Annotated in this window: 23 protein-coding genes; 14 read left to right on the top strand and 9 right to left on the bottom strand. The window is 69.7% G+C overall.

Going from position 1 to position 26,005, the window contains the following annotated elements; genetic code table 11:
* Positions 1–6: 6 nt before the first annotated feature.
* From acnA to IT184_07110, 3 genes are all read left to right on the top strand, one after another.
* Positions 7–2,712 carry an aconitate hydratase AcnA gene (gene acnA, locus IT184_07120; GenBank protein MCC7008572.1) on the top strand — a complete coding sequence of 902 codons (2,706 nt, stop codon included), beginning with the start codon at positions 7–9 and terminating at the stop codon, positions 2,710–2,712.
* 71 nt (positions 2,713–2,783) lie between these two features.
* The gene (queG, locus tag IT184_07115) at positions 2,784–3,839 is read left to right on the top strand and encodes a tRNA epoxyqueuosine(34) reductase QueG (protein ID MCC7008571.1); all 1,056 of its coding nucleotides are present in this window, start codon (positions 2,784–2,786) and stop codon (positions 3,837–3,839) included.
* An 86-nt stretch (positions 3,840–3,925) separates the two neighbouring features.
* Positions 3,926–4,471 carry a YqgE/AlgH family protein gene (locus IT184_07110; protein ID MCC7008570.1) on the top strand — a complete coding sequence of 182 codons (546 nt, stop codon included), beginning with the start codon at positions 3,926–3,928 and terminating at the stop codon, positions 4,469–4,471.
* 391 nt (positions 4,472–4,862) lie between these two features.
* On the opposite strand, the gene IT184_07105 is transcribed toward IT184_07110, so the two are convergent.
* The 4 genes from IT184_07105 to IT184_07090 all read right to left on the bottom strand — a co-directional run bounded on the left by IT184_07105 (position 4,863) and on the right by IT184_07090 (position 9,344).
* Positions 4,863–6,095 (bottom strand): hypothetical protein, encoded by a 1,233-nt coding sequence (locus tag IT184_07105; protein MCC7008569.1) that lies wholly within the window; start codon positions 6,093–6,095, stop codon positions 4,863–4,865.
* A 26-nt stretch (positions 6,096–6,121) separates the two neighbouring features.
* Positions 6,122–7,732 carry a HEAT repeat domain-containing protein gene (locus tag IT184_07100; GenBank protein ID MCC7008568.1) on the bottom strand — a complete coding sequence of 537 codons (1,611 nt, stop codon included), beginning with the start codon at positions 7,730–7,732 and terminating at the stop codon, positions 6,122–6,124.
* 233 nt (positions 7,733–7,965) lie between these two features.
* Entirely contained in the window at positions 7,966–8,766 is an 801-nt protein-coding gene (locus IT184_07095) for a hypothetical protein (protein MCC7008567.1), read from the bottom strand.
* An 8-nt stretch (positions 8,767–8,774) separates the two neighbouring features.
* Positions 8,775–9,344 carry a sigma-70 family RNA polymerase sigma factor gene (locus IT184_07090; protein ID MCC7008566.1) on the bottom strand — a complete coding sequence of 190 codons (570 nt, stop codon included), beginning with the start codon at positions 9,342–9,344 and terminating at the stop codon, positions 8,775–8,777.
* Positions 9,345–9,420: 76 nt separating this feature from the next.
* Between IT184_07090 and IT184_07085 the strand changes: the two genes are divergently transcribed.
* Together IT184_07085 and IT184_07080 are read left to right on the top strand one after the other, a co-directional pair.
* Positions 9,421–10,278 carry a rhomboid family intramembrane serine protease gene (locus IT184_07085; protein MCC7008565.1) on the top strand — a complete coding sequence of 286 codons (858 nt, stop codon included), beginning with the start codon at positions 9,421–9,423 and terminating at the stop codon, positions 10,276–10,278.
* Between the two features lie 4 nt (positions 10,279–10,282).
* The gene (locus tag IT184_07080; protein MCC7008564.1) at positions 10,283–11,314 is read left to right on the top strand and encodes an NAD-dependent epimerase/dehydratase family protein; all 1,032 of its coding nucleotides are present in this window, start codon (positions 10,283–10,285) and stop codon (positions 11,312–11,314) included.
* Positions 11,315–11,481: 167 nt separating this feature from the next.
* On the opposite strand, the gene IT184_07075 is transcribed toward IT184_07080, so the two are convergent.
* The gene (locus IT184_07075; GenBank protein ID MCC7008563.1) at positions 11,482–12,057 is read right to left on the bottom strand and encodes a leucyl/phenylalanyl-tRNA--protein transferase; all 576 of its coding nucleotides are present in this window, start codon (positions 12,055–12,057) and stop codon (positions 11,482–11,484) included.
* A 40-nt stretch (positions 12,058–12,097) separates the two neighbouring features.
* Complete coding sequence (locus IT184_07070) at positions 12,098–12,448, bottom strand: (2Fe-2S)-binding protein (protein MCC7008562.1); 351 nt, start codon at positions 12,446–12,448, stop codon at positions 12,098–12,100.
* Positions 12,449–12,791: 343 nt separating this feature from the next.
* Between IT184_07070 and IT184_07065 the strand changes: the two genes are divergently transcribed.
* Positions 12,792–13,151 (top strand): four helix bundle protein, encoded by a 360-nt coding sequence (locus IT184_07065; GenBank protein MCC7008561.1) that lies wholly within the window; start codon positions 12,792–12,794, stop codon positions 13,149–13,151.
* A gap of 876 nt (positions 13,152–14,027) precedes the next feature.
* On the opposite strand, the gene apaG is transcribed toward IT184_07065, so the two are convergent.
* Positions 14,028–14,417: a Co2+/Mg2+ efflux protein ApaG gene (apaG, locus tag IT184_07060; GenBank protein MCC7008560.1), complete on the bottom strand. Its 390-nt coding sequence runs from the start codon at positions 14,415–14,417 to the stop codon at positions 14,028–14,030.
* 229 nt (positions 14,418–14,646) lie between these two features.
* Between apaG and IT184_07055 the strand changes: the two genes are divergently transcribed.
* The 5 genes from IT184_07055 to IT184_07035 all read left to right on the top strand — a co-directional run bounded on the left by IT184_07055 (position 14,647) and on the right by IT184_07035 (position 20,564).
* A complete protein-coding gene (locus tag IT184_07055) occupies positions 14,647–15,384 on the top strand; it encodes a TerC family protein (protein MCC7008559.1) in 738 nt (245 codons plus the stop codon).
* A 242-nt stretch (positions 15,385–15,626) separates the two neighbouring features.
* On the top strand, positions 15,627–16,397 hold the full coding sequence (locus IT184_07050; GenBank protein MCC7008558.1) for a PEP_CTERM-anchored TLD domain-containing protein: 771 nt from the start codon (positions 15,627–15,629) through the stop codon (positions 16,395–16,397).
* 333 nt (positions 16,398–16,730) lie between these two features.
* Positions 16,731–18,599 (top strand): ABC transporter ATP-binding protein, encoded by a 1,869-nt coding sequence (locus IT184_07045; GenBank protein ID MCC7008557.1) that lies wholly within the window; start codon positions 16,731–16,733, stop codon positions 18,597–18,599.
* A 7-nt stretch (positions 18,600–18,606) separates the two neighbouring features.
* The gene (gene ettA, locus IT184_07040) at positions 18,607–20,280 is read left to right on the top strand and encodes an energy-dependent translational throttle protein EttA (GenBank protein ID MCC7008556.1); all 1,674 of its coding nucleotides are present in this window, start codon (positions 18,607–18,609) and stop codon (positions 20,278–20,280) included.
* Positions 20,281–20,297: 17 nt separating this feature from the next.
* Positions 20,298–20,564: a hypothetical protein gene (locus IT184_07035; GenBank protein MCC7008555.1), complete on the top strand. Its 267-nt coding sequence runs from the start codon at positions 20,298–20,300 to the stop codon at positions 20,562–20,564.
* 3 nt (positions 20,565–20,567) lie between these two features.
* Here IT184_07035 and IT184_07030 read toward each other — a convergent pair whose 3' ends face one another.
* On the bottom strand, positions 20,568–21,494 hold the full coding sequence (locus IT184_07030) for a metallophosphoesterase (GenBank protein MCC7008554.1): 927 nt from the start codon (positions 21,492–21,494) through the stop codon (positions 20,568–20,570).
* A 1-nt stretch (position 21,495) separates the two neighbouring features.
* Entirely contained in the window at positions 21,496–22,236 is a 741-nt protein-coding gene (locus tag IT184_07025; GenBank protein ID MCC7008553.1) for a 4'-phosphopantetheinyl transferase superfamily protein, read from the bottom strand.
* Positions 22,237–22,395: 159 nt separating this feature from the next.
* On the opposite strand from IT184_07025, the gene IT184_07020 reads away from it, so the two are divergent.
* From IT184_07020 to fabD, 3 genes are all read left to right on the top strand, one after another.
* On the top strand, positions 22,396–23,787 hold the full coding sequence (locus tag IT184_07020) for an FAD-binding oxidoreductase (GenBank protein ID MCC7008552.1): 1,392 nt from the start codon (positions 22,396–22,398) through the stop codon (positions 23,785–23,787).
* An 83-nt stretch (positions 23,788–23,870) separates the two neighbouring features.
* Positions 23,871–24,881: a DUF4097 family beta strand repeat protein gene (locus IT184_07015; protein ID MCC7008551.1), complete on the top strand. Its 1,011-nt coding sequence runs from the start codon at positions 23,871–23,873 to the stop codon at positions 24,879–24,881.
* A gap of 231 nt (positions 24,882–25,112) precedes the next feature.
* Entirely contained in the window at positions 25,113–25,967 is an 855-nt protein-coding gene (gene fabD / locus IT184_07010; GenBank protein ID MCC7008550.1) for an ACP S-malonyltransferase, read from the top strand.
* Positions 25,968–26,005 lie beyond the last annotated feature (38 nt).

Here is a 26,005-nt window from a genome sequence, read left to right as displayed (position 1 = left end):
CGAGACATGTCACTCAACTCCTTCGGCACGCGCACCCCTCTCACGGTTGGCTCAGAGACGGTCGACATCTACAGCCTGCCGGCGCTCGAGCGCGCCGGCATCGGCGATCTCGGCCGGCTGCCGTTTTCGCTGAAGATCCTGCTCGAGAACCTCCTGCGGCGCGAAGACGGCGCGTTCGTGAAGGCCGACGACATCCGCGCGCTCGCGTCGTGGACGCCGGAGATGTCGGGCAGCCGCGAGATCTCGTTCATGCCGGCGCGGGTGCTCCTGCAGGACTTCACGGGTGTGCCGTGCGTCGTCGATCTCGCCGCCATGCGCGACGGGATCGTGCAGCTCGGCGGCGATCCCGAGCGCGTGAACCCGCTCCAGCCCGTCGAGCTCGTGATCGATCACTCGGTGCAGGTGGACTACTTCGGCACCGCGGACGCCTTCCGCCGCAACGCGGAGCTGGACTACGAGCGCAATCGCGAGCGCTACGTGTTCCTGCGCTGGGGACAGAAGGCGCTCCGCAACTTCAGGGTCGTGCCTCCCGCGACCGGCATCGTGCACCAGGTGAACATCGAGTACCTCGCGCGTGTCGTCTGCCGCGGCGACGTGAACGGCCGGCCGACCGCGTATCCCGACACGGTCTTCGGCACCGACTCGCACACGACGATGGTCAACGGGCTGGGCGTGGTCGGCTGGGGCGTCGGCGGCATCGAGGCGGAAGCCGCGATGCTCGGGCAGCCGAGCTCGATGCTGATCCCGCCGGTGGTCGGCTATCGGCTCACCGGTCAGTTGCCGGAGGGAACCACGGCGACCGACCTCGTGCTGACCATCACCGAAGCGCTGCGGAAGAAAGGCGTCGTCGGGGCGTTCGTCGAGTTCTACGGGCCGGGCCTGGAGCACCTGACGATCGCGGACCGGGCGACGCTCGGCAACATGTGCCCCGAGTACGGGGCGACGGTGGCGATCTTTCCGATCGACGAGATGACGCTGGCGTACCTGCGCTTCAGCGGGCGCGACCCGGCGCAGGTGGCGCTCGTGGAGGCGTACGCGAAGGCCCAGGGGCTGTTCAGAACGGAGACGACGCCCGACGCGCAGTACAGCGCGACGCTGTCGCTGGATCTCTCCACGGTCGTGCCGAGCCTGGCCGGTCCGCGCCGGCCGCAGGATCGTGTCGCGCTGTCGAACGTCAAGCAGTCGTTCGCAGGGGCGCTGCCCGATCTGCAGAAAGGGCTGAAGAAGCCGGCGGCGGCGAGCGCGACGGCCGCAGGCGGCGCGGCCGTGGCCGAGGCGGTCCAGACGCAACTCGAGCACGGATCCGTCGTGATCGCCGCGATCACGAGCTGCACCAACACGTCGAACCCCAGCGTGATGATTGCTGCGGGACTGCTCGCCAAGAAAGCCGTGGAACGCGGGCTCGTGCGCAAGCCGTGGGTGAAGACGAGCCTCGCGCCAGGATCGAAGGTCGTCACCGACTACTTCGAGAAAGCCGGGCTGCAGCCGTATCTCGACGAGCTGGGGTTCAACACGGTCGGCTACGGATGCACGACCTGCATCGGCAACAGCGGTCCGCTGCCGGACGACATCGCGGCGGAAGTGCGCGATCGGCAGCTCGTCGTCTGCGCCGTGCTCTCGGGCAACCGCAACTTCGAGGGACGGATCCAGCCGGACGTGCGGGCCAATTACCTCGCGTCCCCGCCGCTCGTGGTCGCCTACGCCATCGCCGGCTCGTTGAACGTCGACCTCACGACCGAGCCGCTCGGCATCGGGCGGCACGGCGCGCCGGTCTACCTCAGGGACATCTGGCCCAGCCAGGCCGAGATCCAGCAGACGATGCTCTCGGCCGTGTCGGCGGAGATGTTCCAGCGCGAGTACGCGGGCGTCTTCGACGGCGACGCCCGCTGGCGCGAGCTGCCGACGCCCACGGGCGATCGCTTCGCCTGGGACGAACAGTCGACCTACGTCCGGCGGCCGCCGTTCCTCGAGCACCTTTCGCCGGAGCCGGGCATCCCCGCGGAAATCGTCAACGCCCGGGCGCTCGCCATGCTCGGCGACAGCATCACGACCGACCACATCTCGCCGGCCGGCTCGATCAAAGCGGACAGCCCGGCCGGCCGGTACCTCATGTCGCTCGGCGTGGCGCCGAAGGACTTCAACTCGTACGGCGCGCGGCGCGGCAACCACGAGGTCATGATGCGCGGGACGTTCGCGAACGTCCGGCTGCGGAACCTGCTGGCGCCCGGCACCGAGGGCGGCTGGACGACCTACATGCCCGACGGCACCGTGATGTCGATCTACGACGCGTCGGTGAAGTACCGCGAAGCCGGCGTGTCGCTGATCGTGCTGGCCGGCAAGGAGTACGGATCGGGTTCGTCTCGAGACTGGGCGGCAAAGGGCACGATGCTGCTCGGCGTGAAGGCGGTGCTCGCCGAGAGCTTCGAGCGCATCCACCGCAGCAACCTCGTGAACATGGGCGTGCTGCCGCTGGAATTCCCGCGCGGGGAGGGTGCGACGTCGCTCGGCCTGACCGGCACCGAGGTCTTCTACCTGACGGGATCCGGCCTGTCGCTCACGCCGCGCGGGCGCGTGTTCGTCCAGGCGCGGCGCGACGATGGCGGCACGGCGGAGTTCATGGCCGTCGTGCGGATCGACACACCCGAGGAGCTGGTCGCGTACCGGCACGGCGGCATCCTGCCGTACGTGCTGCGACGGCTGGCCGGACACTGAGCGGCGCCGCACCCTCCATTCCGGCACGCACGATGGAGGCTCTGCCGGCGGCGGCTCGCTGGACTCGAGTCGTGACGTCGGGCGATCTCAAGGCGGCGGCTGCGCAGTGCGGGTTCGATCTCTGCGGCATCGCGTCCGCCGACCGCCATCCCCGCCTCGCGCGTCTGGCCGACTGGATTGCGGACGGTCATGCCGGCGAGATGACCTATCTCGCGAAGTCGCTCGACGAGCGCCTCGATCCCGCCCGCGTCCTCGTGAGCGCCCGCACCGTCGTCTCGCTCGCCATCGTCTACAACACCGCGTCGCCGTACTCCGCGAGCGTCACCGATCCGGAACGCGTGTCGATCTCCCGCTACGCGTGGGGCGCCGACTACCACGCCGTGTTCCGCGAGCGCCTTCGCGAGTTGCTGCGCTGGATGGCCGCGGCGCATGGGCCCGGGCTCGAGGCGTTTTCGTCGGTGGACGCCGGCCCGGTGCAGGAACGCGTGTTCGCGGAGCAGGCCGGCCTCGGCTGGATCGGCAAGAACACCTGCCTCATCAACGCGACGCTCGGATCGTGGCTCTTCCTCGGTGCCATCATCACCAACGCGCGGATGGATCTCGATACGCCGCCGGTTGATCTGTGCGCGTCGTGTACGCGATGCCTCGACGCCTGTCCCACCGGCGCGCTCGTCGAGCCCTATCGGCTCGATGCGACGAGGTGCCTGTCCTACCTGACGATCGAGCTGAGATCGTCGGTGCCGGCGGCCTACCGCAGCGCCCTGCATCCGCACGTGTTCGGATGCGACATCTGTCAGGACGTCTGCCCGTGGAACCGCCGGGCGGCCGTGTCGGACGACGAGGCCTGGCAGGCACGGCCCGGGCTCGCGTATCCGCGGCTGCTCGACCTCTGCCGCTGGACGGACGAGGCGTGGAGCGCGCGGCTCAGGGGCAGCGCGATGCAGCGCGCCGGCCTCACGCGGATCCGACGCTCGCTCGCGTTCGCCGCGTCACGATTGCCGGGGCGGCTCGCCGTCGAGGCGCTCGGCGTGCTGGCCGCGCATCCGACGGCCTCCCGACCCGACGTGGCGGACGCGATCGCGTGGGCTCGCGGCGCGATCGACGCGACGGGTCGTCACGCGTGCTGATGCGCCAATCCGTCCGGGCGCGATGGACGCGCGCTTGCGCCGGCCACGCCGGCGAGTGAAGCGGTGTCAGGGATTAGAATCGAACGATGTCGCTCGCGCCCGCGCTGCTCCTGTCGATGCCGCAGCTGGTCGATCCGAACTTCGCGCGAAGCGTCGTGCTGCTGTGCGAGCACCAGCCCGAAGGCGCATTCGGATTGATCGTCAACCGGCCGTCCGAGCTGACGGCGGCCGAGGCCGTGCGGCTCGAGCCGCGGATTGCGGACCCCAACGCGCTGCCGCTGCTGCTCGGCGGCCCGGTGGAGCCGGAGCGCGGCTGGATCCTCACCGCGGCGAAGCCCGAGGGCGTCGAGGCGCGCGAGCTCGGCGCCGGACTCCACCTGTCGGCGTCGCCCGTGCTGCTCCGCCAGGTGCTGACGCAGCGGCCGCTGCCGCGCCGCACGCAGGTACTGGCCGGCTACGCCGGGTGGGGACCGGGCCAGCTCGATGCCGAGCTGGCGGCGTCCGCATGGCTCATCATGCCGGTCGAGCTCGACCTCATCTTCGAGATCCCTCCGGCCGTCGTGTGGGACACCGCAATCCGCCGGCTCGGTGCCGATCCGAACCTGCTCCAGATGGGGCATGGAGTGCATTGATCGGGTACGACGGGTACGACTGGTACGACGGGTACGACGGGTCCAAGGAACGAGCTTCGCTGGCCAACTGTTCTCTTCTCATCCGACAGCGCCGCGCCGCTCAGGGGACGCGCGTCGCTGGCCAACGGTTCTGGTCTCATCTGACGGTTGCCGGACAGCTTCAGAGAACGAGCTTCGCGGACCAACTGTCTTCTTCTCATCTGACAGTGCCGCACCGCTTCGAGGAACGAGCGTCGCCGACGCGCGGGTCTTTTTTCATCCGCCAGTGCCGCACAGGTTTCGAGGGATGCGCTTCGCTGGCCACCTGTCTTCTTCTCATCCAGCAGTTGCCGCACGAGCTCGCTGCCGTCCGCTGATGGGACCGACGTTGGGCTTCACGCAGGCGACGGCACTAGGCTGAGGCGGCGGCGCGTCGCGGTTGCCGTACACGCTGACGCGGTCCGTTGTTGCGGCGTCTGATCCAACGCGCACGACGCCAGTCGGTGACGGCCGCCCGCGCGTCGCGATCTTTCGGGCAGTGCGCTCCAGCCTTCCTCAGTTCTTCACCAGGTCTTCCAGGTATGCGACGGCTCGTGCGTCGCGGGTTCGGGCGAGTGCGCGGACGGCGTCCTTTCTGATCGACGGGCGCGTCGCTGTCCGGGCGAGGTCGAGCAGCAGCGGGACCGCTTCGGCCGTGGCGGTGGCGGGCAATGCCGTCGACGATCCGCCGGGCGACGGCCTCGTCGCGCTCGCTGTCGAGCAGGCGCCGCGCCTCGGGAAGGCCGGGGCCGCCTGCCCGCCGGACGTGCCAGTAGGCAGCCTCGCCTCGCACGCCGGTATCCGCATCGGTGCGGGCGAGCGTGAGGAGCACGGCGTCGGCGCCGGCGATCGGGCTCTGTGCGAGCGCGTCCACGAATGCCCGCCGGGTCGCCGCCACGCGTTCGCCCTCGAGCAGGGCCGAGACGCGCTCCACGCCGTGCGCGCCGCGCGTGCGGGCCAATGCGCGCGCCGCCTGGCGCCGCAGGCCATCGTCGGCGGACGGCACCGTCAGCCGGTCGAGCGCCGTCGTCGCCGCCGGGTCCGCGTGGTAGCTGAGCGCGGTGATGGCGGCCACCGCGATTCGGCGGCTGTCTGCCAGAGCAATCGACGGCACATGGGCGAGACCATCGAGGAATGCGACGCTCGCCGCCGGCGCGACCTGGCTCAGCCAGTGAACCGTCTGGCCCGCCGCGTCGATCGGGCAGTCATCCCCGACGGCCCGCAGGCGCTCGACGCGGCCGGCGACGATGCGCGCCAGCACGACGATGCGTGTGCCGGCGTCGAGACGCAGACCGCGCGGCGGCGGCGCCAACGCGGCCGGTGGGCCGAGGGTGGGCGGCGCATCCAGGCGTTCGCTCCGCACGGTCGTCATCTCGTCGCCCCACGTCGAACACGGGCTCGCCTGGCCGTCCACCATCGGCGCCTGCCACGCCAGCCAGACCGGCGTCGCCTGACCGCCGACTGCCGTGATCGCCGCCGCCGGCGTCGACTCCGGCCGTGGTGCCAGCCGCCCGCGCTGCACGTCCACCTGCGCGCGAAGCGATCCCGCCAGCAGCACGACCACGACCGCGATCGCCCCGAGCCCGCGCATGATCCCTCCGCTCACTCAGAACTCGAAACTCGTCGGTCACTTCACTTGATGACTTCCATCAAGTACTCCGCCGCGACCTTGTTCCTCGGCGCGAGGTCCGAGAGCCGCCGGACGATTTCGCGCTTCAGATCCAGGCTGGTCTCCTTGCGGGCGATGGCCACGAGCCCCTCGGCGTTGTTCTGCGCGGCGAGCGATGACATCACGGCTCGCCGGACGGCGGCATCCTGTTCGTTGCCGTAGAGATCGACCAGCGCCGTGCCGGTCTTCTCCGCGTTCTGCGCGCCGAGCGCGCGGAGGGCGCGCAGCCTGACGTTCGCGTCCTTGTCGGTCTTGGCGATCTGCAGCAACTGGTCGGTGGCGCCGAGCGAGCCGAACGCGCTGACGATCTGGCCGCGCAGCTCCGCGTCGGGCTCCTGCTCGTAGAGCGTCCACAGCTCGGCCGGCGGCGCGATCGTCGCCAGCCCGGTGATGGCCGATCGCTTCAGATCCACGGCGACCGTCTTGTCCCTGGCGATCGCGAAGAGAAAGCCCTTGTCGCCCGCCGCGCGGAACGCGTCGATGATGGCGCGGCGAACGGCCGGATCCTGCGTCGACTCGTAGACGTCACGCAGCTCGGCGTCGCGGTTCGTGCCGTCCCGCCGCAGCGAGAGGTAGCGCACGGCCTCGAGCTGCAGCTCCGGCGTGCCGGCGCCCTTCGCGTACCGCAGCAGGATCTGGTGCGCGCGCGGGTCGTCGTTCAACCCGAGCACGTAGAGCGCGCGCTTCTTGTTCGCCAGCGTGTTGGTGGCGTTCAGGACGCCCTCGAGCAGCGGGATGGCGCGATCGGGATCGGTATTGGCGATGCCGTTGATGGCGAGCAGCTTGATCTCGTCGTTGGCGTCGAGCGTCTCCGGATCGACGCGCTGGCCGGTCATCTTCCGGACGTCGGCCTCGAGCACCCTGGCGTCGTTCAGGTAGCGGCTCTGCGGATGATCGCGGCGCAGCGCGGCCAGCGTCGCGAGCGCGTCGTCGACGCGCACGAGCCGGGCCTGCGCGAACGCTTTCCAGTAGAGCGCCCCGTCGGCGCGCGCGCTCTTCTGCGCGAGCACGCGATCGAACTGGTCGATGGCCCGGTCGTATCGGCGCTGCTGCACGAGCGTCAGCCCGCTGTTGTAGAGCGCGACGTCGTCGCTGTCGCGCTCACGGCTGCGAATGGCCATGACGCGCGGCTGCGGCGCGGGCGACGGCGTGGGTGGCTGCGGCGCCTGCCTCAGCAGGAAGTCTCGTTGCGCGCGCGCGTACTCCGCCATCTGCCGCGCCTGCTCGCTGACGAGCCGCGCCTGTTCGCCGATCAGCCGCGCGTCGTCGCGGCCGCCGAGCCCGAAAGCGTCGGCGACGTGCCGCCGTGCCTCGTCGGCCGCGCGGGTGGCGTCGCGCTGCGCGTCCTCGGCGATTCGGCGGACTTCCTGCTCGAGCGTGCGACGCACGCGCTCGTCCGATCGCAGCGCCTCTTCGCTCAGGCGCGCCATCTCGCGCTCGAGATCCTCGACGGCGCGATCGTCGAGGCGCAACCGCCATCGATCCTCGAGCCGGCGCTGCAAAGTCTCCATCCGGTCCTGGAGCTGCTGCATGTCGCGAGACGCGAACGGCGCGACGACGGGTGCCGCCGGCACCGGCGGGGCCGGCGGGACCGCGACAGGACTCGGCAGGAAAGGAGCAGGGGACGCCGGCACCGCGACAGGTGCCGGAGGAGCCGGGGGCGCCGGCGCTGCGGCAGGTTCCAGCGGCGTGGGAGGCGCCTGTCGAGCGCCCGCCGTCCAGGGCAGCAGAAGCAGACCGGCCGCAAGCCATGTGCATCGAGTCATGAGGTTCCTCTTCGTGATCGGATCCGTGTGATGACGAGCGCCTAGCGGCGCCATGTCTGTTGACGATCGTGAATTTCCGTCGTGACGGCCCGTACCTTGAACAGCAGCGCATCGTCTCGGATGCGGGTGCGCAGCGACGACACGTCCCCGGGCTGCATCCGGCCCGACCGCCGGGCCACCTCGACGAGCACCGACTCCAGGTCGTCGAGCACGCTCGCGAACTGCACGTCGCCGGTCTGTTCCGCGGTCGCGCGATACAGGCGTCCCGACGCGACGAGGTCGTCGGCCGACGCGCGCTCGAACTCGAGCGGCCCGGGCGCCGCGTCGGGCCCGTTCAGCAGCTCGACGAGCAGCATCTCCGTGCGCGAGAAGTGATCGGTCAAGGCCGAGAGCAAGACGCGCTCGCGTGGATCCGCCGAGCCCGCCGCGGGCGATGCGTCCGCGGTGTTCGCGATGTCCGCTCCGGGCGCGGCGTTCGTGATCCTGACGGCCTGGCTTGCCGGGTGGGCCAGCCGGATCCAGGTCGCTCCCGATCCGACCGCGAGCAGCAGCGAGGCCGCCAGCGTCGTCAGGATGGCGATGGACCGGAGGCTCCGCCGGGCCGGGCGGGCGTCGAGCCGCGGCCGGATCGCCGCCCAGACGCGCGCGGGGAAGTCGTCGCCGGGGTCGGGGACGCCGTCCGCATCGGCGAGCGCCAACGTCGCCGTGATCTCGTGCCAGCGGGCGGCGCACGACGCACACGAGGACAGATGGCCTTCGAGCGCGGCCGCCGCCTCCGCAACGTCTTCCCGGTAGTAGTGGAGGACCATGTCGTCCTCCGTCGGATGCCAATCCACGATCATCGCTCCATTCAGGACCGCACACGCGCCGCGGCGAACGCGCCGAGCGCGATCCGCAGCTTCCTCACCGCCCGAAAGACGGCGTGCTTCGCGGCGTTCGTCTTCAGATCGAGCGCCCGGCCGATTTCATCGATCGAGCACCCGTGGTAGTGGCGCAGCAGGAACGCCGTCCGCTCCTGCGGCGTCAACCCTCGCAGCGCGTCGCGCACACGGCCGTCGATTTCGCCCGCATAGACGAGATCGTCGGCCGAGGGCAGCGCGGTCGGCGGCGCGTGGCCATCGAGGACCCCGGGCTCGTGCGTCACCTCGCGCGCCGGCCGTGCCCGCATGTAGTCGATCGCGCAGTTGAACGCGATGCGATACAGCCAGGTGCCGACGTTCGCGCGCGCCTCGAAGGTGGCCAGTTGCCGGTACGCCCGGATGAACGCCTCCTGGACGACGTCCTCGGCGTCCTCGGGCCGTCCGGTGAGCCGGTAGGCGAGCCGGTACAGATTGCGACCGTGTCGATCCACCAGCAGCCGGAAAGCCTCCTGATCGCCCTCGCGCGCGCTCGCGACGGCTGCGGCGTCGTCCAGATGCATCTGTTCCGCTTAGACGATGGGGTGGCGCGGGAGGTTAGGCCGGGGGAGTGTAGAGGCGCATGTTATTCTGCGCCAGATGTTTCGGCGTCAGACCAGCGGCTCGGTGCTGTGCGTGTCCTGCGGCTACCTGGTCGGCGTCAACGACGAGAAGTGTTACCACTGCGGCCGGCGCAATCCGGGCCTCTGGGGATTCGCGCCCGCGCTCCGTGCCCTCGGCCAGGACCTGGGCTTCGTTCCGTTCGTGACCGGCACGTGCGTCGTGCTCTACGGGCTGATGCTCCTGCTCTCGGGCCCGGCCGTTCTGCGCGGCGGCATGACCGGTTTCCTGGCGCCCAGCCTCTACACCCTGATGATGTTCGGCGCCGCCGGATCGTATCCGGTCTTCGAGCTGGGACGCTGGTGGACGGTGCTGAGCGCCGGGTGGCTGCACGCGGGCCTCCTGCACATTCTCTTCAACGTGCTGTGGATCCGGCAGCTCGCGCCGGCCGTCGGCGAGATGTACGGGCCCGGGCGGATGGTCATCATCTACACCATCGCAAGCGTGGCCGGCTTCACCGCCAGCTCGGCGGCGGGTGAGTTCCTGTCGTTCCTGCCGCTGCGCGTGCTGCAGGGGGCGCCGTTCACCGTCGGCGCGTCGGCGCCGATCTTCGGCCTGCTCGGTGCGCTCGTGTACTACGGCCGGCGCGCGGGCTCGAGCATGGCGTCGAGCCAGGCGTGGACCTGGGCCGTCTGGATGTTCGTGTTCGGCCTGATCATGCCCGGCATCGACAACTACGCGCACGCGGGCGGCTTCGTGGGCGGATACGTCGCCGGCCAGTGGCTCGATCCGCTCAAGCCCGAGCGGATCAACCACATGCTCTGGGCGGTGATTTGCCTGGGCCTGTCGCTCGCCGCCATCCTCGTCTCGATCGGCCACGCCATCTCGCTCTCCTGATTCGATGCGCAAACCGGTCCTGCTGATCACCGGGGCGTCGGGCGAGATGGGGCATGGCCTGATCGATCGTCTCGGCCGCGCCGGCACGCACGCCATCGTCACGCTCGATCTCGCGCCGCTCGATCCCGCGCTCGGCCGGTTCGTGCAGCGCGAGGTGACGTCGTCGATTCTCGACCGCACGGTGCTGGACCGGCTGCTCGCCGAGTACGAGGTCGAGCTCATCTTCCATCTTGCCGCGCTGCTCTCGACGCGCGCCGAGTTCTCGCCGACGGCTGCGCACCAGGTCAACGTCGACGGCACGCTGAACCTGCTCGAGTTCGCCCAGCGCGAGGTCGAATCCCACGGCCGGCCCGTGCGGTTCCTCTACCCCTCGTCGATCGCCGCCTACGGGCTGCCGACGCTCGAGGCGAAAAGGGCGGCGGGGCCGGTCCGAGAGGATCAGTGGGCGGAGCCCACGACCATGTACGGCTGCAACAAGCTGTATTGCGAGCAGCTCGGCCGGTACTACGCACGGCACTACAAGCAGCTCTCCGCGGATCGCCCTCGAGCGAGCGTCGACTTTCGATGCCTGAGGTTTCCGGGGCTGATCTCGGCGGCCACGCTCCCATCCGGCGGCACGTCCGACTACGCGCCCGAGATGATCCACGCCGCGGCGCGCGGCGAGGCCTACGCTTGTTTCGTCCGACCCGACACCCGCATCCCGTTCATGACGATGCCCGATGCGATCGACGCGCTCTTGGCGCTCGCCGGCGCGCCGCGCGAGGCGCTGAGCCGGACGACGTACAACGTGCGCGCGTTCGCGCCGACCGCCGACGAAATCCGGGCCGAGGTGCTCACGGCGTTTCCGTCGGCCGATGTCGCCTACCGCGTGGACGCCAAGCGCCAGGGGATCGTCGACTCCTGGCCCCAGGACGTGGACGACACCGCTGCCCGCCGCGAGTGGGGCTTCGCCCCCGCACACGATTTCACCCGCGGATTCCGCGACTACCTCGTGCCGGAGATCAGGAACAAATACCGCGCGCGTCCAGGGGCGTAGGAGGCTCCGGCGGCGAGTGCGACTCCGTATTGCAGCGAGCGCGATCCGTCGCACCGCGCGTTGCCGCTCGCGTAAGCCCACAAGTCGTAAGCCATACGCCAGCCACAATGCGACGCCTCGCTTCGGGCTTCAGCTTCGGGCAGGTCGGCCTTCTGTCGGCCGCACCTTCAGAACTCCGCCCGCTCGCGTAGCGCCTGGGTGAGCCGGGCGAGATACTCGGCCCTCGGGATCTCGATCGCGCCGAACTGCTGGAGATGCGGCGTCGTCCACTGCGTGTCGAGCAGCGCGAAGCCGTGCGCACGCAGCCGGTCGACGAGTGCCACGAGCGCAGCTTTCGATGCGTCCGTTTCGCGATGGAACATCGACTCACCGAAGAACGCCCGGCCGAGGTGCACGCCGTAGAGCCCGCCCGCGAGCACGCCGGCGCGCCAGGTTTCGACCGAGTGCGCGATGCCCAGCCGATGCAGGTTGACGTAGCTCTCGAGGATCTCCTCCGTGATCCACGTGCCGTCGTCGTCGGGCCGATCGGCGCAGGCGCGCATGACGTCTTCGAACGCCGTGTCCACCCTTGTCTCGAACGTGCCGCGGCGCACGACGCGCGCGAGGCGCGCGGGTACGTGGAACGCGTCGAGCGGCAGGATGCCGCGCGGGTCGGGCGAGAACCAGCCGATGTCGCCGTTCTCCAGCCCCATGGGGAACACCCCCTCCCGATAGGCGGCGACGAGGACGGCTGGCGGAATCACGCGGGTCTCCGGACCGCTCGCGCGCACGGCATCGCGGCGATCACGCGTATTCGGGTGGCGGTTCGATGTGCGGCGCCGGCTTGCGGCCCGCGTCGGGACGGCCGCTTCCAGCCAGGCGGCTGATGGCGCGCACGGCCATGTCGTGGTCGCACAGGATTTGACACGACAGGCGCACGCCCTGCAGGCCGCGGGCAGCGAGCGCGTTCAGCTCGGCCTTGGTGTGCCGGGCCGGTTCGCCCTCGACGAACTCGACGCGGCAGGTCGTGCATCGCGCCTGGCCGCCGCACGCGTGCAGTTGATCGACGCCGGCGTCTTCCTCGAGCGCGAGCACGAGCCGCTTTCCGGCCGGGACCTCAAACGTACCGACATCGGCGACGGTGAGCTTCGGCATGTGAGGAGATGATAAGCGGTCCCGGGTCCGGGGTCCCGGGTCCTGGGGTCCTGGGGCGCGCGCCTCGGTCCGGTGGTCCGGGGTCCCGGGGTCGCGCGTTTCGGTTCGGTGGTCCTGGGTCCCGAGTTCGTGCGTTTCGGTCCGGTGGTCCGGGGTCCCGAGGTCGCGCGTTTCGGCCCGGTGGTCCGGTTCGCTGGTTCCACGGTTCTGCGGCGGCAGATCTTGCGATCTCGGGCGAGGGGTGGCTTGCAGAGATCGCCATGTTGGCGGGGGAATCACCAGTTTTCGCCCCAACCGTCACGGTCTCCGGTTTGCTCCTTTCCATGTCGTGGGCGTGAGGCGCTTGGAGGATCTGCAGTGTTGGCAGGCCACGCGCGCGTTCAAGCTCGAGGTGTATCGGCTGGTCCGTCAGAGCGCCGGCGCGCAGCGCGACGAGCGGTTCCGGCACCAGCTCATGGACGCGGCCGCCAGCGGCGAAGCCAACATCGCCGAGGGCTTCCGGCGATTCGGTGCGCGGCAGTTCGTTCACTTCCTCGGGTACGCGGTCGCGTCGATCGAGGAGGCTCGCCGCCGGCTGCAGGACGGTGTCGACCGCGGGTACATCGAGCAGGACGCTTGCGATCCGGTGCTCGCGGCCGGCCTCTCGGCGCTGAGACTCACGGTCGCGCTCAAGACGAGCCTGCTCCCATACGCGAAGAGATAAGAGAAACGGTCCCGGGTCCCGGGTCCTGGGTCCCGGGTGCTCGCGCTCCGGTCCTCCGGTCCTCAGGGCCTCAGGTTTCCCGAGACCATGCTCACAGCGCCAGGACCCGGGACCACCGAACCGAAACGCGCGACCCCAGGACCCGGGACCACCGGACCGAGACGCGCGACCCCGGGACCCGGGACCACCGGACCGAGAGGTGCGACCCCAGGACCCCGGACCACCGGACCGAGACGCGCGACGCCAGACCCCGGACCACCGAACCGAGACGCGCGACCCCTGGACCCGGGACCACCGAACCGAAACGCGCGACCCCTGGACCCGGGACCACCGGACCGACACGTGCGACCCCAGGACCCCGGACCACCGGACCAAGACGCGCGACCTCGGGACCCGGGACCACCGGACCGAGACGTGCGACCCCGGGACCCGGGACCACCGGACCGAGACGTGCGACCCCGGGACCCGGGACCACCGGACCGAGACGCGCGACCCCAGGACCCCGGACCGCCGGACCGAAACGCGCGACCCCGAGACCCCGGACCACCGGACCGAGACGCGCGACCCCGGGACCCAGGACCACCGGACCGAGACGTGCGACCCCTGGACCCGGGACCACCGGACCGAGACGTGCGACCCCGGGACCCAGGACCACCGGACCGAGACGCGCGACCCCGGGACCCCAGGACCACCGGACCGAGACGTGCGACCCCGGGACCCGGGACCACCGGACCGAGACGCGCGACCCCGGGACCCCAGGACCACCGGACCGAGACGCGCGACCCCGGGACCCGGGACCACCGGACCGACACGCGCGAACCGGGGACCCCGGACCACCGGACCGAGACGTGCGACCCCTGGACCCAGGACCCGGGACTAGTGAACCGTATACGGCTCGCTGAGCGTGAACGCCGCAATCACGACGTCGAACGCCTCTCCCGAACCGTTGATCATCTGGTAGGTGCCTTCCATCGTGCCGAAGGGCGTGCGCAAGGGACAGCCGGACGTGTAGGTGAACGATTCGCCCGGCTCGAGCACCGGCTGCTCGCCGACCACGCCCGGGCCGCGGACTTCCTCGACCACGCCCTCCGCGTTGGTGATGATCCAGTGTCGCGACAGCAGTTGGACGGTTTCGGCCCCCTCGTTCGCGATCGCGATGGTGTACAAGAAGAACCACTGTCGATCGCGGGGGCGCGAGCGTGCCGGCGAGTATTCGGCCACCACCGAGACCCTGATGTTCCGGGTGACGGCTTCCGACGTGAACATGGCCTCATGATGAACGAGACCGTCGACGGCCAGCAACCGGATTCAGGCCTGTGCGACTGCTGCTGCCATGCGAGGGTCGTCCGGAGCGATCGCGGCAGCCGCTTCGTTCGCTGTGCCCGCGCCGCGAGCGATCCGACGTTCCCGAAGTACCCGGCGTTGCCGGTCCTGCAGTGTGCCGGGTTCGAGACGCTTTTCCGCACCGGCGAGGTTGGCACATGATGATCCGCACATGAGCGACCTCCTCATCCCGTTGATCACGCTGACGGTGCTCGAGATCGTCCTCGGCGTGGACAACGTCATCTTCGTGTCGATCCTGTCCGGCAAGCTGCCGCTGGCGCAGCAGCGGCTGGCGCGGCGGGTCGGGCTGCTCGCCGCGATGCTGATGCGCATCCTGCTCCTGTGGTCCATCTTCTGGGTCTCGCGGCTCACGACGCCGCTGTTCGAGATTCTCGGTCGCGAGATCTCGGGCCGCGATCTGATCCTGCTCGGCGGCGGCCTCTTCCTGCTGGCGAAGGCGACGTTCGAAATCCACGAGCGGCTGGAAGGGCCCGAGCAGGCGCACGGCAGGCCTGCCGCGTCGTTCTGGAGCGTCATCGGCCAGGTGATGCTGCTCGACATCGTGTTCTCGCTCGACTCGGTCATCACGGCGATCGGCATGGCCGACGACGAGCGCGTGATGATTGCCGCGATCGTGCTGGCGGTGCTCGTGATGCTCGTTGCCGCCGAGCCCATCAGCACCGTCGTCGAGACGCACCCGACGATCAAGGTGCTCGCGCTGTCGTTCCTGTTGTTGATCGGCATGTCGCTCGTCGCCGACGGCTTGGGACAGCACATCCCGAAGGGCTACGTCTATTTCGCGATGGGCTTCTCGGTCTTCGTCGAGATGATCAACATCCGCGTGCGGAGGACGGCCGAGGCGCCCGTCCAGCTTCGGACGCCGTTCGAAAGTGAGCGAGAGAAGACCTAGACGGTCCGGCGGTCCTGGGTCCCGGGTCCCGGGTTCGCGCGTTTCGGTTCTGCGGTCCCGGGTGCCGAGTTCGCGCGTTTCGGTCCGATGGTCCGGCGATCCGAGCCGCCGTGCTCGGATTGCGGGCCGGCACTCAGCGCCATGACCAAAGGCCGGCCGCCGGCAGACTTCACCACCACCACCACCACCACGGATGCCTAGCCCTGTCAGATCTGGCACTTCAATTGCTTAGCGCAGACATCATGCCGACGTCGATTCGCTGGACCGTCCTGGCGGTCTGCCTCCTCTTCCCCTCAGCCGCGCACGCGACGCCGCTGCTGACGAGCGCGTTCGAAGGCCAGCTCGAGGCGTGGTTGGGTCAAGGCAACCTCGACTTCACGAACGTCTTTACGAAGAACAGCGCCGACCCGAACAACGACGACTCACTCGACTTCCATGCGAAGGCGGACGGCAAGGGCGCGACGTTCACGCTCCTCGAAGCGGTCGTCGGCACACAGACGTTCGTGATCGGCGGCTACAACCCGCTGAGCTGGTCCTCGATCTTCGACTACAACCCCAGCACGACGGATGCCCAGCGCACGGCCTTCATCTACAACCTGACGACCGGCGTGAAGATGAATCAGCGGTTGTCTTCCGACATCGTTTACTTTGGCGGGTCTTTCGATTTCGGCGTGTATCAAACCTACAACTATTCAGGATACGGGCCAACGTTCGGCGGCGGGCACGACATCCTGGTAAACTCCGCACTCAACGGCGGGTATGCCGTTCAGTTCAGCTATGGCTCTGGCGCGCCCTGCGGCTATGGGGGCCAGAGCATCGTCGGCGTCACGTACCTGACGACGCCGTGCCCGACGTCGGCGCCCTACTTCTTCAGCTCCGTCGGCGCGCTCGAGGTCTACACGTTCGCGCCGGCCGCGGCCGATCCGCTCGCGACGCCCGAACCCGCCACGTTGACGATGCTCGGCCTCGGCCTGCTGGGCGCGGCGAGATATCGAAGAAAGATGGTCCGGTAGTCCCGGGTCCCGGGTCCCGGGTCCCGGGTTCGCGCGCTCCGGACGTTATGGTCCTGCGGTCCTCCGCTGGGACTACCTGACAAGCCGCGAACTTCGAGACCCGGGACCAGCGGACAAGCCGCGCGGACTTCGGGACCCGGGACCACCGGACCAAGACGCGCGACCTCGGGACCCGGCACCACCGGACCAAGACGCGACCCCGGGACCCGGGACCATCGGACCAAAACGCGCGAACCCGGGACCCGGGACCCGGGACCCGGCACCGTCTAGTATCTTTGTCTCTTGGCCTCTCATCGCACGTTCAGTCCCCAACGAGTCGAACGCGCCCGCGGCATGAGTCAGTACCGGGACGGCGGCACGCCGGACAAGAAGCCGGTCCGCTGGTCGCTCGCGCTCGAGGAGGCGCGCAAGCTCGTCTGGGCGAGACGCGGCCGGCTCGCCGCGGGCCTGCTGCTCATGCTCGTGAACCGGATCGCGGGCCTCGTGCTGCCCGCCGCCTCCAAGTACCTGATCGACGACGTCATCGGGAGGGGGCGCGTGGAGCTGCTCTCCACCATCGCGTGGGCGGTCGGCGCCGCCACGCTCGTCCAGGCCGTGACGCAGTTCGGGCTGTCGCAGGTCCTCGGCGTCGCCGCGCAGAAGGCCATCACGGACATGCGCCGGCGCGTCGAGGCGCACGTGATGCGGCTGCCGGTGCGCTTCTTCGACACGACGCAGACCGGCGTGCTGATCTCGCGCATCATGAGCGACGCCGACGGCATCCGCAATCTCGTCGGCACGGGGCTCGTCCAGCTCACCGGCAGCATTCTCACCGCGGTGTTCGCGCTCGGCTTCCTGCTGTACCTCAACTGGCACCTCACGGTGGTGACGATCGTCGTGCTGGCCGCGTTCGGCGGCGCGATGGGCTACGCGTTCCGGACGCTGCGGCCGCTCTTCCGCGAGCGGGGCAAGCTGTCGGCTGACCTGACGGGCCGGCTGAACCAGGCGCTCGGCGGCGTGCGCGTGGTCAAGACCTACACGGCCGAGCGGCGCGAGGACCTCGAGTTCACCAAGGGCGCGCACAAGCTCTTCCGCAACATCGCGAAGTCGATGACCGGCGTGTCGGCGACGACGGCGTTCTCGAGCGTGATCATCGGGGCGATCGGCATCGTGATGATCCTCGTGGGCGGACGCGCGATCGTCAACGGCACGATGACGGTGGGCGACCTCTTCTCCTACATCTTCTTCACGGGCCTGATGGCGGCGCCGATCGTCCAGATCGCGTCGATCGGCACGCAGATCAGCGAGGCGTTCGCCGGCCTCGATCGCATCCGCGAGATCCTCGACACGCCGCGCGAAGACGCCGACGATGCATCGCGTGCCGCCGTGGACGAGGTCGCGGGCGACGTGGAGTTCGACCACGTCTGGTTCGAGTACACGCCCGGCGTGCCGGTGCTCAAGGACGTCTCGTTCCACGCGCCGGCCGGCACGACGACGGCGCTCGTCGGATCGTCCGGCTCCGGCAAGAGCACGCTCATCAGCCTCGTCATGGCCTTCAACCGTCCCACGGCGGGCGAGGTCCGGATCGACGGCCGCAACCTGCTCGACCTGCGTCTGGCCGACTACCGGCGGCACCTGGGCGTCGTGCTGCAGGACAACTTCCTCTTCGACGGCACGGTCGTCGACAACATCCGCTACGGCACGCCGCACGCGACGCTCGACGACGTCGAGCGGGTGAGCCGCATCGCGCACGCCGACGAGTTCATCGACAAGTTCGAGAAGGGCTACGACACGGTCGTCGGGGAGCGCGGGATTCGCCTGTCGGGCGGCCAACGGCAGCGGATCGCGATCGCGCGCGCGATCCTCGCGGACCCGAGAGTCCTGCTCTTGGACGAAGCGACCTCGAGCCTCGACAGCGAGAGCGAGGCGATGATCCAGGACGGCCTGCGATCGCTCCGCCGCGGCCGGACGACGTTCGTGATCGCGCACCGGCTGTCGACGATCCGCAGCGCCGATCAGATCCTCGTGCTCGAGGAAGGCGCCATCGTCGAGCGCGGCACGCACGCCGAGCTGCTGGCGCTGGGCGGGCGGTACCGGCAGCTCTACGACAAGCAGTACCACTTCGAGACGAACCGCTTCATCAACCCGGGCGAGGACTTCACGCCGGACGTCGAGGGCGCCGCGCCGGCCGCGCCGGCGACGCCGGCCGTGCAGGTAGAATGAACGGTTGATGCCGCAGTTCATCTACACGATGAAGGGGTTGGGCAAGACGTATCCGCCCGACTCGGTCGTCTTCAAGGACATCTGGCTGTCGTTCTTCTACGGCGCGAAGATCGGCATTCTCGGTGCGAACGGATCGGGCAAGTCCACGCTCCTCCGGATCATGGCCGGTCTCGATCCCGACTATCACGGGGAGGCCACGCTCTCGGCGGGCTACACCGTCGGATACCTCCCGCAGGAGCCGGCGCTCGACGCGTCGAAGAGCGTGCGCGGCAACGTCGAGGAGGGCGTCGCGCCGATCCGGGCGCTCTTGACGCGCTTCGACGAGATCAACGAGAAGTTCGGCCAGGATCTCTCGCCCGACGAGATGGACAAGGTGCTCGAGGAGCAGGCGAAGGTCCAGGACGCCATCGAAGCCGCCGGCGCCTGGGATCTCGACTCGAAGCTCGAGCACGCGATGGACGCGCTGCGCCTGCCGCCGCCCGACGCCGAGGTCACGACGCTCTCGGGCGGCGAGCGCCGCCGCGTCGCGCTGTGCAGGCTGCTGTTGCAGTCGCCCGATCTGCTGCTGCTCGACGAGCCGACGAATCATCTCGATGCCGAGTCGGTCGCATGGCTCGAGCGGTTCCTGCACGACTACAAGGGGAGCGTCGTCGCCGTCACGCACGACCGCTACTTCCTCGACAACGTGGCGGGCTGGATCCTCGAGCTGGACCGGACCCGCGCGTTCCCGTACGAGGGCAACTACTCCGGCTGGCTCGAGCAGAAGCAGAAACGGCTGGCGCTCGAGGAGAAGCAGGAGACGCGGCGCCAGCGCACGCTCGCCCACGAGCTCGACTGGATTCGCATGTCGCCGCGCGCGCGGCAGGCCAAGGGGAAGGCGCGCCTCAACGCGTACGAGCAGTTGCTCGCCGAGGACACGACGGAGAAGATCGAGAACGTCGAGATTTACATTCCGCCCGGCCCGCGCCTCGGCGACGTCGTCGTGGACGCCAGTCATCTGCGCAAGGGGTACGGCGACACGCTGCTCATCGACGATCTCAGCTTCACGCTGCCGCGCGGCGGCATCGTGGGCGTGATCGGGCCGAATGGCGCCGGGAAGACAACGCTGTTCCGCATGCTGGTGGGGCAGGAGCGGCCCGACGACGGCGCGCTCAAGATCGGCGACACCGTCCAGTTCGGCTACGTGGACCAGTCGCGAGACTCGCTGTCGGCGGACAAGACGGTCTGGGAGGACATCTCCGGCGGAGAGGACGAGATCCTGCTCGGCAGGAAGGCGATCAACTCCCGCGCGTACGTGTCGTGGTTCAACTTCCGCGGGCGGGATCAGCAACGAAAGGTCGGGACGCTGTCGGGAGGCGAGCGCAATCGCGTCCACCTCGCCAAGCTCCTGCAGCGTGGGTGCAACGTGCTCCTGCTCGACGAGCCGACCAACGACCTCGACATCGACACGCTGCGCGCGCTCGAAGACGCGCTGCTGCAGTTCCCGGGCTGCGCGGTCGTCATCTCGCACGACCGCTGGTTCCTCGACCGCATCGCGACGCACATCCTGGCCTTCGAAGGCGACAGCCACGTCGAGTGGTTCGCCGGCAACTTCCAGGACTACGAGGCGGACAAGAAGCGCCGGCTCGGCGCCGACGCGGACCAGCCGCACCGGATCAAGTACCGCAAGCTGATGCGCTGACGCGGCGGTCGATCGCGATGCCGTTGGTGTGGCTGTACCCGCCGGAGCTGCTCGAGGCGGTCCGGAACCTCGGGTTCGACCCGAGGCCCGAGACGCCGCCCGTCTTCGTCCGCAGCGCAGTCAACGACCTCTACCGCTACGAGCTGCGCCGCCTGCGCGACCGCCACAAGGCCGGCCAGATCGCGCGCGGGCCGTTCCTCGACGCCGTCATTGCGCTGCGGAAGAAGTACTGGGTGCTGACGCTGCAGACGCCGGCCTGGGAACGGATCTGCGGCGCAGGCTGACCCTCAGTCTTCCGCCTCGGGCACCGGTGAGCGCGGCGTCGACGTCCTGCTCTCCGCCAGCGCGCGTCCTTCCAGGAATGGATCGCGGTATGGGACGAATCGCAGGTCGGGCGGTGCGCCCGGCAGGATTTCGCGGACGTACCAGGCGAGGCCGCGCTCCTGCCGCCAGTCGCGCGGGTAGCCGAGCGACACTTCCTCGAACCGCGCGCCGTCGCGCCAGAGCGTCGTCCGCAGGTGCAGGTGGCCGGAAACCGTCACGCGCGCGCGATATCGCCTGGCCCAGTCTTCGGTGCGCGCCGTGCCCGACCACAGCGAGAACCGAGGGATGCGTGGTGGCCGAGCCAGGTCGTATCTGAGCGGCCAGTGGTTGACGAGCACCGTGCGCGCATGGGGCGGCAGCGCGTCCAACCGCGCCTCGGTCCAGTCGCACCGCGCCGCGCACCACTCGGCCACCGATGACCACGGAGACGGATCGAGCCAGTGCTCATCGGCCGATCGCGTGCCGGCGTCACGCGCCCAGCGCCGCGCCTCGTCGAATGGCACGTCGGGCGGCCGGAAGCTGTAGTCGAACAGCAGGAACATCGGGACGATGAAGGTTCCAGGAGCGTCAGGCCACTCGAGGTACTCGTCCTCGGGCGTCAGCGCTCCATGACGTCGACAAATCGCGAGGAGCTCCTCGTACCGATCCTGGCCACGCGTGCGCTCGGTGCCGTGTCGATGCGTCCAGAGATCGTGATTGCCCGGCACCCAGATCACGCGGCCGACACGCTCGCCAAGGACGTCGAGCGCGAGCGTCAGATGCTCCGGCCGCTCACCGGTGTCGCCGGCGAGGACGAGCCACGCGTCGTCGCCGAAGCGGGGGAGCGCGAGCAATGCCTCGCGGTTCTCCCGGTGCGCGAGGTGCAGATCGCTGATGGCCAGCAGCCGCATGTCAGGGAAGCCAGTCGACGGGAAACGGTTCGAGGCGGAAGGCCGGCCGCCGTGCCGTGCCGACGGCGGTGGCCACGTAGTGGCCGCCGTCGAGCTCCGCGAGCGAGAACTGCCAGGCGGGATCGGTTCCCGCCAACGAGCCGCTGAACGCCACGGTGATCTCGTCTCCGATCGTGAAAGAGAGATCCGACAGGTGCACCGCGATCCCGAGGCCTCGCGCCTTGAGGTACGCCTCCTTCAGCGTCCAGTAGCGCAGGAACCGGTCGCGCCAGCCCTCGTCGCCGGCCGCTTCGATGTCGGCGGCCTCGGCCGGCGCGCAGAACCGCCGCACGAGTTGGCGGTCGAGGGCGGCGCGATGCCGGCATTCGACGTCCGCACCGACTTCGCCGCACCGCGAGATCGCGCAGACGACGATGCCGTGGCTGTGCGCGAGGTTGAAGGAGAGCGGCGGAGCGATAACGGCGCCGAGTTCGGGCCGGCCGCGCGCGCCTTCCCGCCACGGCCAGTCGGCCGCGATGCCGAGGCTGCGTGCGACGAGCCTTCGCGCCATGACGCGCCCGAGCGCGAACATCCGGCGATCCACCTCCCGGCGGAACCGGCTGTAGCGGTCGGTCTCGGCCGGCGAGAGCCACGCGTGCGCGCGGGCGAGGCGGGCATCGTCTTCGAAGGCCTCGTCCGTCCGCGCGTGCCAGACGTGCACGACGTCGCGATCGGCGAGGGGAGATGGGTCGAGCCCAGGCATGGTCCGCGTCAACAGCCCCGAGCCAGCGCGGCAGGAGCCCGTCGAGCCGTGTCCTCACGAGCATTGTTTCGTACGTTTGCCAGCGCCGGTAACGGCAGGCGCCGCGAGCGCGCGTGGCCAGCGCGCGTGGCGGACCGCAGGCCTGTAGACTGTCCGGTCATGAACAGCTCCGCGTCCGTGGTCGCGCGCCTCGTGCAGGCCGTCGGCGAGGCGCAGGTCAGCGCCGCTCAGGCGATCGAGCCGCGCTATCTCGGCGACTGGATGGTGACCATGACGAATGGCCGTCCGCTCGCGGTGATCAGGCCGCGGACGACGGCCGACGTGTCGGCCGCGCTGCGTATATGTCACGACAGCGGAACGCCGGTGGTGCCGCAGGGTGGGTTGACCGGGCTGGCTGGCGGCGCGACGCCGATCGACAGCAGCGTCGTGATCTCCCTCGAGCGCATGAGCGGCGTCGAGGAGATCGACGCCGCGGCGGCAACCTTGACGGCGCTTGCCGGCACGCCGCTCCAAGCGATCCAGCAAGCCGCGGCCGACGCCGGGTTTCTGTTTCCGCTCGACCTCGGCGCCAGGGGATCGGCGCAGATTGGGGGCAACGTCGCGACCAACGCGGGCGGGAACCGGGTGATTCGCTACGGCATGACGCGTGACCTCGTGCTCGGCCTCGAGGCCGTGCTGGCCGACGGCACGGTCGTCACCTCGTTGAACAAGCTCATCAAGAACAACGCCGGTCTGGACGTTCGCCAACTGTTCGTCGGCTCCGAGGGGACGCTCGGCATCATCACGCGCGTCGTGCTGCGGCTCTTTCCGCAGCCGAGAACGCAATCGGTCGCGTTCTGCGCCCTCGACGGTTACGACCGCGTCGTCGCCTTCCTGCGGCACGCGCGGGCGGCGCTCGGGGGAACGTTATCGGCGTTCGAGATGATGTGGCCGGACTTCTACGCGCTCGTCGCACACCCGGCATCAGGCCTCCCGGCGCCGCTTCCGGCCGGTGCGGGCGCCTATGTGCTGGTCGAGGCGCTCGGCGCGAGCCCGGCCGCCGACGCCGCCGCGTTCGAACAGATGCTGACGACGGCGTTCGAGCAGGGGCTGATCGCCGATTCGGTCGTCGCGCAGTCGGCGGCGGAGGCGAAAGGCCTCTGGAGCGTGCGCGACGCGCCCGGCGAATTCCACCGGCTGCTCTGGCCGCACGTCGGCTTCGACATCGGCCTGCCCATCGGCGTCATGGGCCGGTTCGTCGAGGCTTGCGGCGACGCGCTGCGCCGCCAATGGCCCGGTGCGAGGACGGTCTTCTTTGGGCACGTGGGCGACTCGAACCTGCACGTGAACGTCAAAGTCCGCGAGGGCGAGCAGCCGGCCGCCGACGTCAATACGCTCGTCTACGGGCTCGTGCGGGAGTTCGGCGGCACGATCTCGGCCGAGCACGGGATCGGCCTCCTCAAGCGGCCCTACCTCGCCTATTCGCGTACGGCCGAGGAAATCGCCATGATGCGCACGCTGAAGCGGGCGCTCGACCCGAAGGGCATTCTCAACCCCGGGAAAGTCCTGTGAAACTATTTCGCGGCCTCGGGGTTTATTACCGAGCGCGTGACAACGCGGCGGCGCGGTATGTCGTCCAACCTCCGGGAGCCATCATGAGACCACGTGCAGTTGCGATCACCCTCTGGGCACTTTGCAGCATCTCGCTCACGGCCTCGGCTTGCGGCGGTGTGCCGGCGCTGCTCGCGGATGGCAAGCGAGCCGAGGGCACGTTCTCGAGGACACTTCAGGTGACGGGGCCCGTCAGCCTCGATATCTCCACTGGATCCGGCCGCGTCGTCGTGGTCAGCGGCGCGGCCGGGCACGTCGTGGTCGAGGGGCAGATCCGGGCCAACGAGGACGGCATGTTCGGGCGGCTGACGCTCGATCCGGAGGAGCGCGTCCGGCGCCTGGTCAGCGCGCCGCCCGTCGAGCAATCCGGCGGATCGATCCGCATCGGGCACATCGACGATGAAGACCTGCGCCGCAACATTTCGATCAGCTACCGCGTGACGGTGCCGGCCGATACTGCCGTCGTGTCGCGCACCGGGTCGGGTTCGCAGCAGATCGAGGGCCTCGCGCGGGACGTGACGGTGACGACCGGGTCTGGCTCGATCCGCCTGCGCCAGATTGGCGGCGCGGTGCGAGCGTCGACCGGCTCCGGCTCGATCGTCGCCGACGGCATCGGGGGCGACTTCGACGCGCGAACCGGCAGCGGTCCCATCGAGGGCACCGGCGTCTCCGGTCGCATGATGGCGCGGACCGGCAGCGGCGGCATTCGCCTCGCGCAGAGCGGCCCCGGAGACGTCGACGTGTCGGCCGGCTCCGGCCGGATCGACTTGTCGGGCATCCGCGGCGGCGTCCGCGCGCACACGTCGAGCGGCTCGCTGACGGTGAGCGGTGAGCAGACCGCCGACTGGAGGCTCTCGACGTCGTCCGGAAGCGTCGACGTGGATCTGGCCGGCAGCCCGGCGTTCGATCTGGACGCGAGCGGCGGCAGCATCGAGACCGAGTACCCGATCACGGTCACGGGCAGCCTGAGCCGGCGAAGGCTCCGCGGAGCGGTCAATGGCGGCGGACCGCTCCTTCAGGTTCAAACGTCCTCGGGCCGCGTCCGCATTCGATAGCGGCCAGGTTCACGCCTCGCGCACCTTCGTCCTGCTCGTGGCGGAGCGGCCGGCGTACGCCTGAACCCTGGTATCATTGCCGCTGTTTCGAGGCCGGCGCGGTGGCGTCATGAGCCGTGGACACGAGCGCTCGACGCTCGGCATCGCCACGACAGTCGCCACGGCTCGCCAGCGCTCAACGCTCCTCTCGTCTTCGCCTGCGACTGACGTCACCGTTCCCGTTGTCTTCTCATGTCGATCGCGTGTGTGTTTCCAGGTCAGGGATCGCAGGGCAAGGGCATGGGCGGCGAGCTCTTCGATCGGTTCGCCGACTGGACCGCTGAAGCCGATGCGATCCTGGGTTACTCGGTTCGCGAGCTGTGCTTGGAGGACCCCGGCGGGCAGCTCGGGCTGACGGCGTTCACGCAGCCGGCGCTGTTCGTCGTCAACGCGATGACGTATCGCGCGCGGAGCGAACGTGGCTCGACGCCGCCTGCCTATCTCGCGGGGCACAGCCTCGGCGAGTACAACGCGCTCGTGGCGGCGGGTGTATTCGACTTCGCCACGGGGCTGCGTCTCGTCCAGCGTCGCGGGGCGCTGATGGGACGTGTGAGCGGCGGCGGCATGACGGCCGTCATCGGGCTCGAGCCCGCGCGGATCGAAGCGGTGCTGGCCGAGAGCGAGGCCGGGCGGCGGCTCGACGTCGCGAACTTCAATTCGTTCGAGCAGACCGTGATCGCCGGGCCGAAAGACGATCTCGCAGCCGTGGCGCCGGCGCTCAAGGCGGCCGGAGGCCGCGCGATTCCGCTCAAGGTGAGTGCGCCGTTCCATTCACGGTACATGCGCGAGCCGATGGCGGAGTTCGTCGCGTTCCTCGCGCAGTTCCCGCTGCGCGCGCCCGCCATTTCCGTGATCGCGAACCTCACCGGCCGGCCCTACGACCCGGGCCGGCTGCGCGAGACGCTCGCCGAGCAGATCGCGCACTCGGTGCGATGGCTCGACTCGATGCAGTACCTGATCGCGCACGGCGTCACGGAGCTCGAAGAGACCGGCCCCGGCGCCGTGCTGACGAAGCTCGCGGCGCAGATTCGCGCTCGCGCGTCGTGAGCCGCGCTGTAAGAACGTCACGGCCGAAGGCAAGACCT

It is taken from the genome of Acidobacteriota bacterium, assembly GCA_020853395.1.
Taxonomy (GTDB): domain Bacteria; phylum Acidobacteriota; class Vicinamibacteria; order Vicinamibacterales; family SCN-69-37; genus JADYYY01.
Note: the sequence above shows the minus strand (reverse complement) of the source record. Positions and strands in the feature narration are given on the sequence as shown.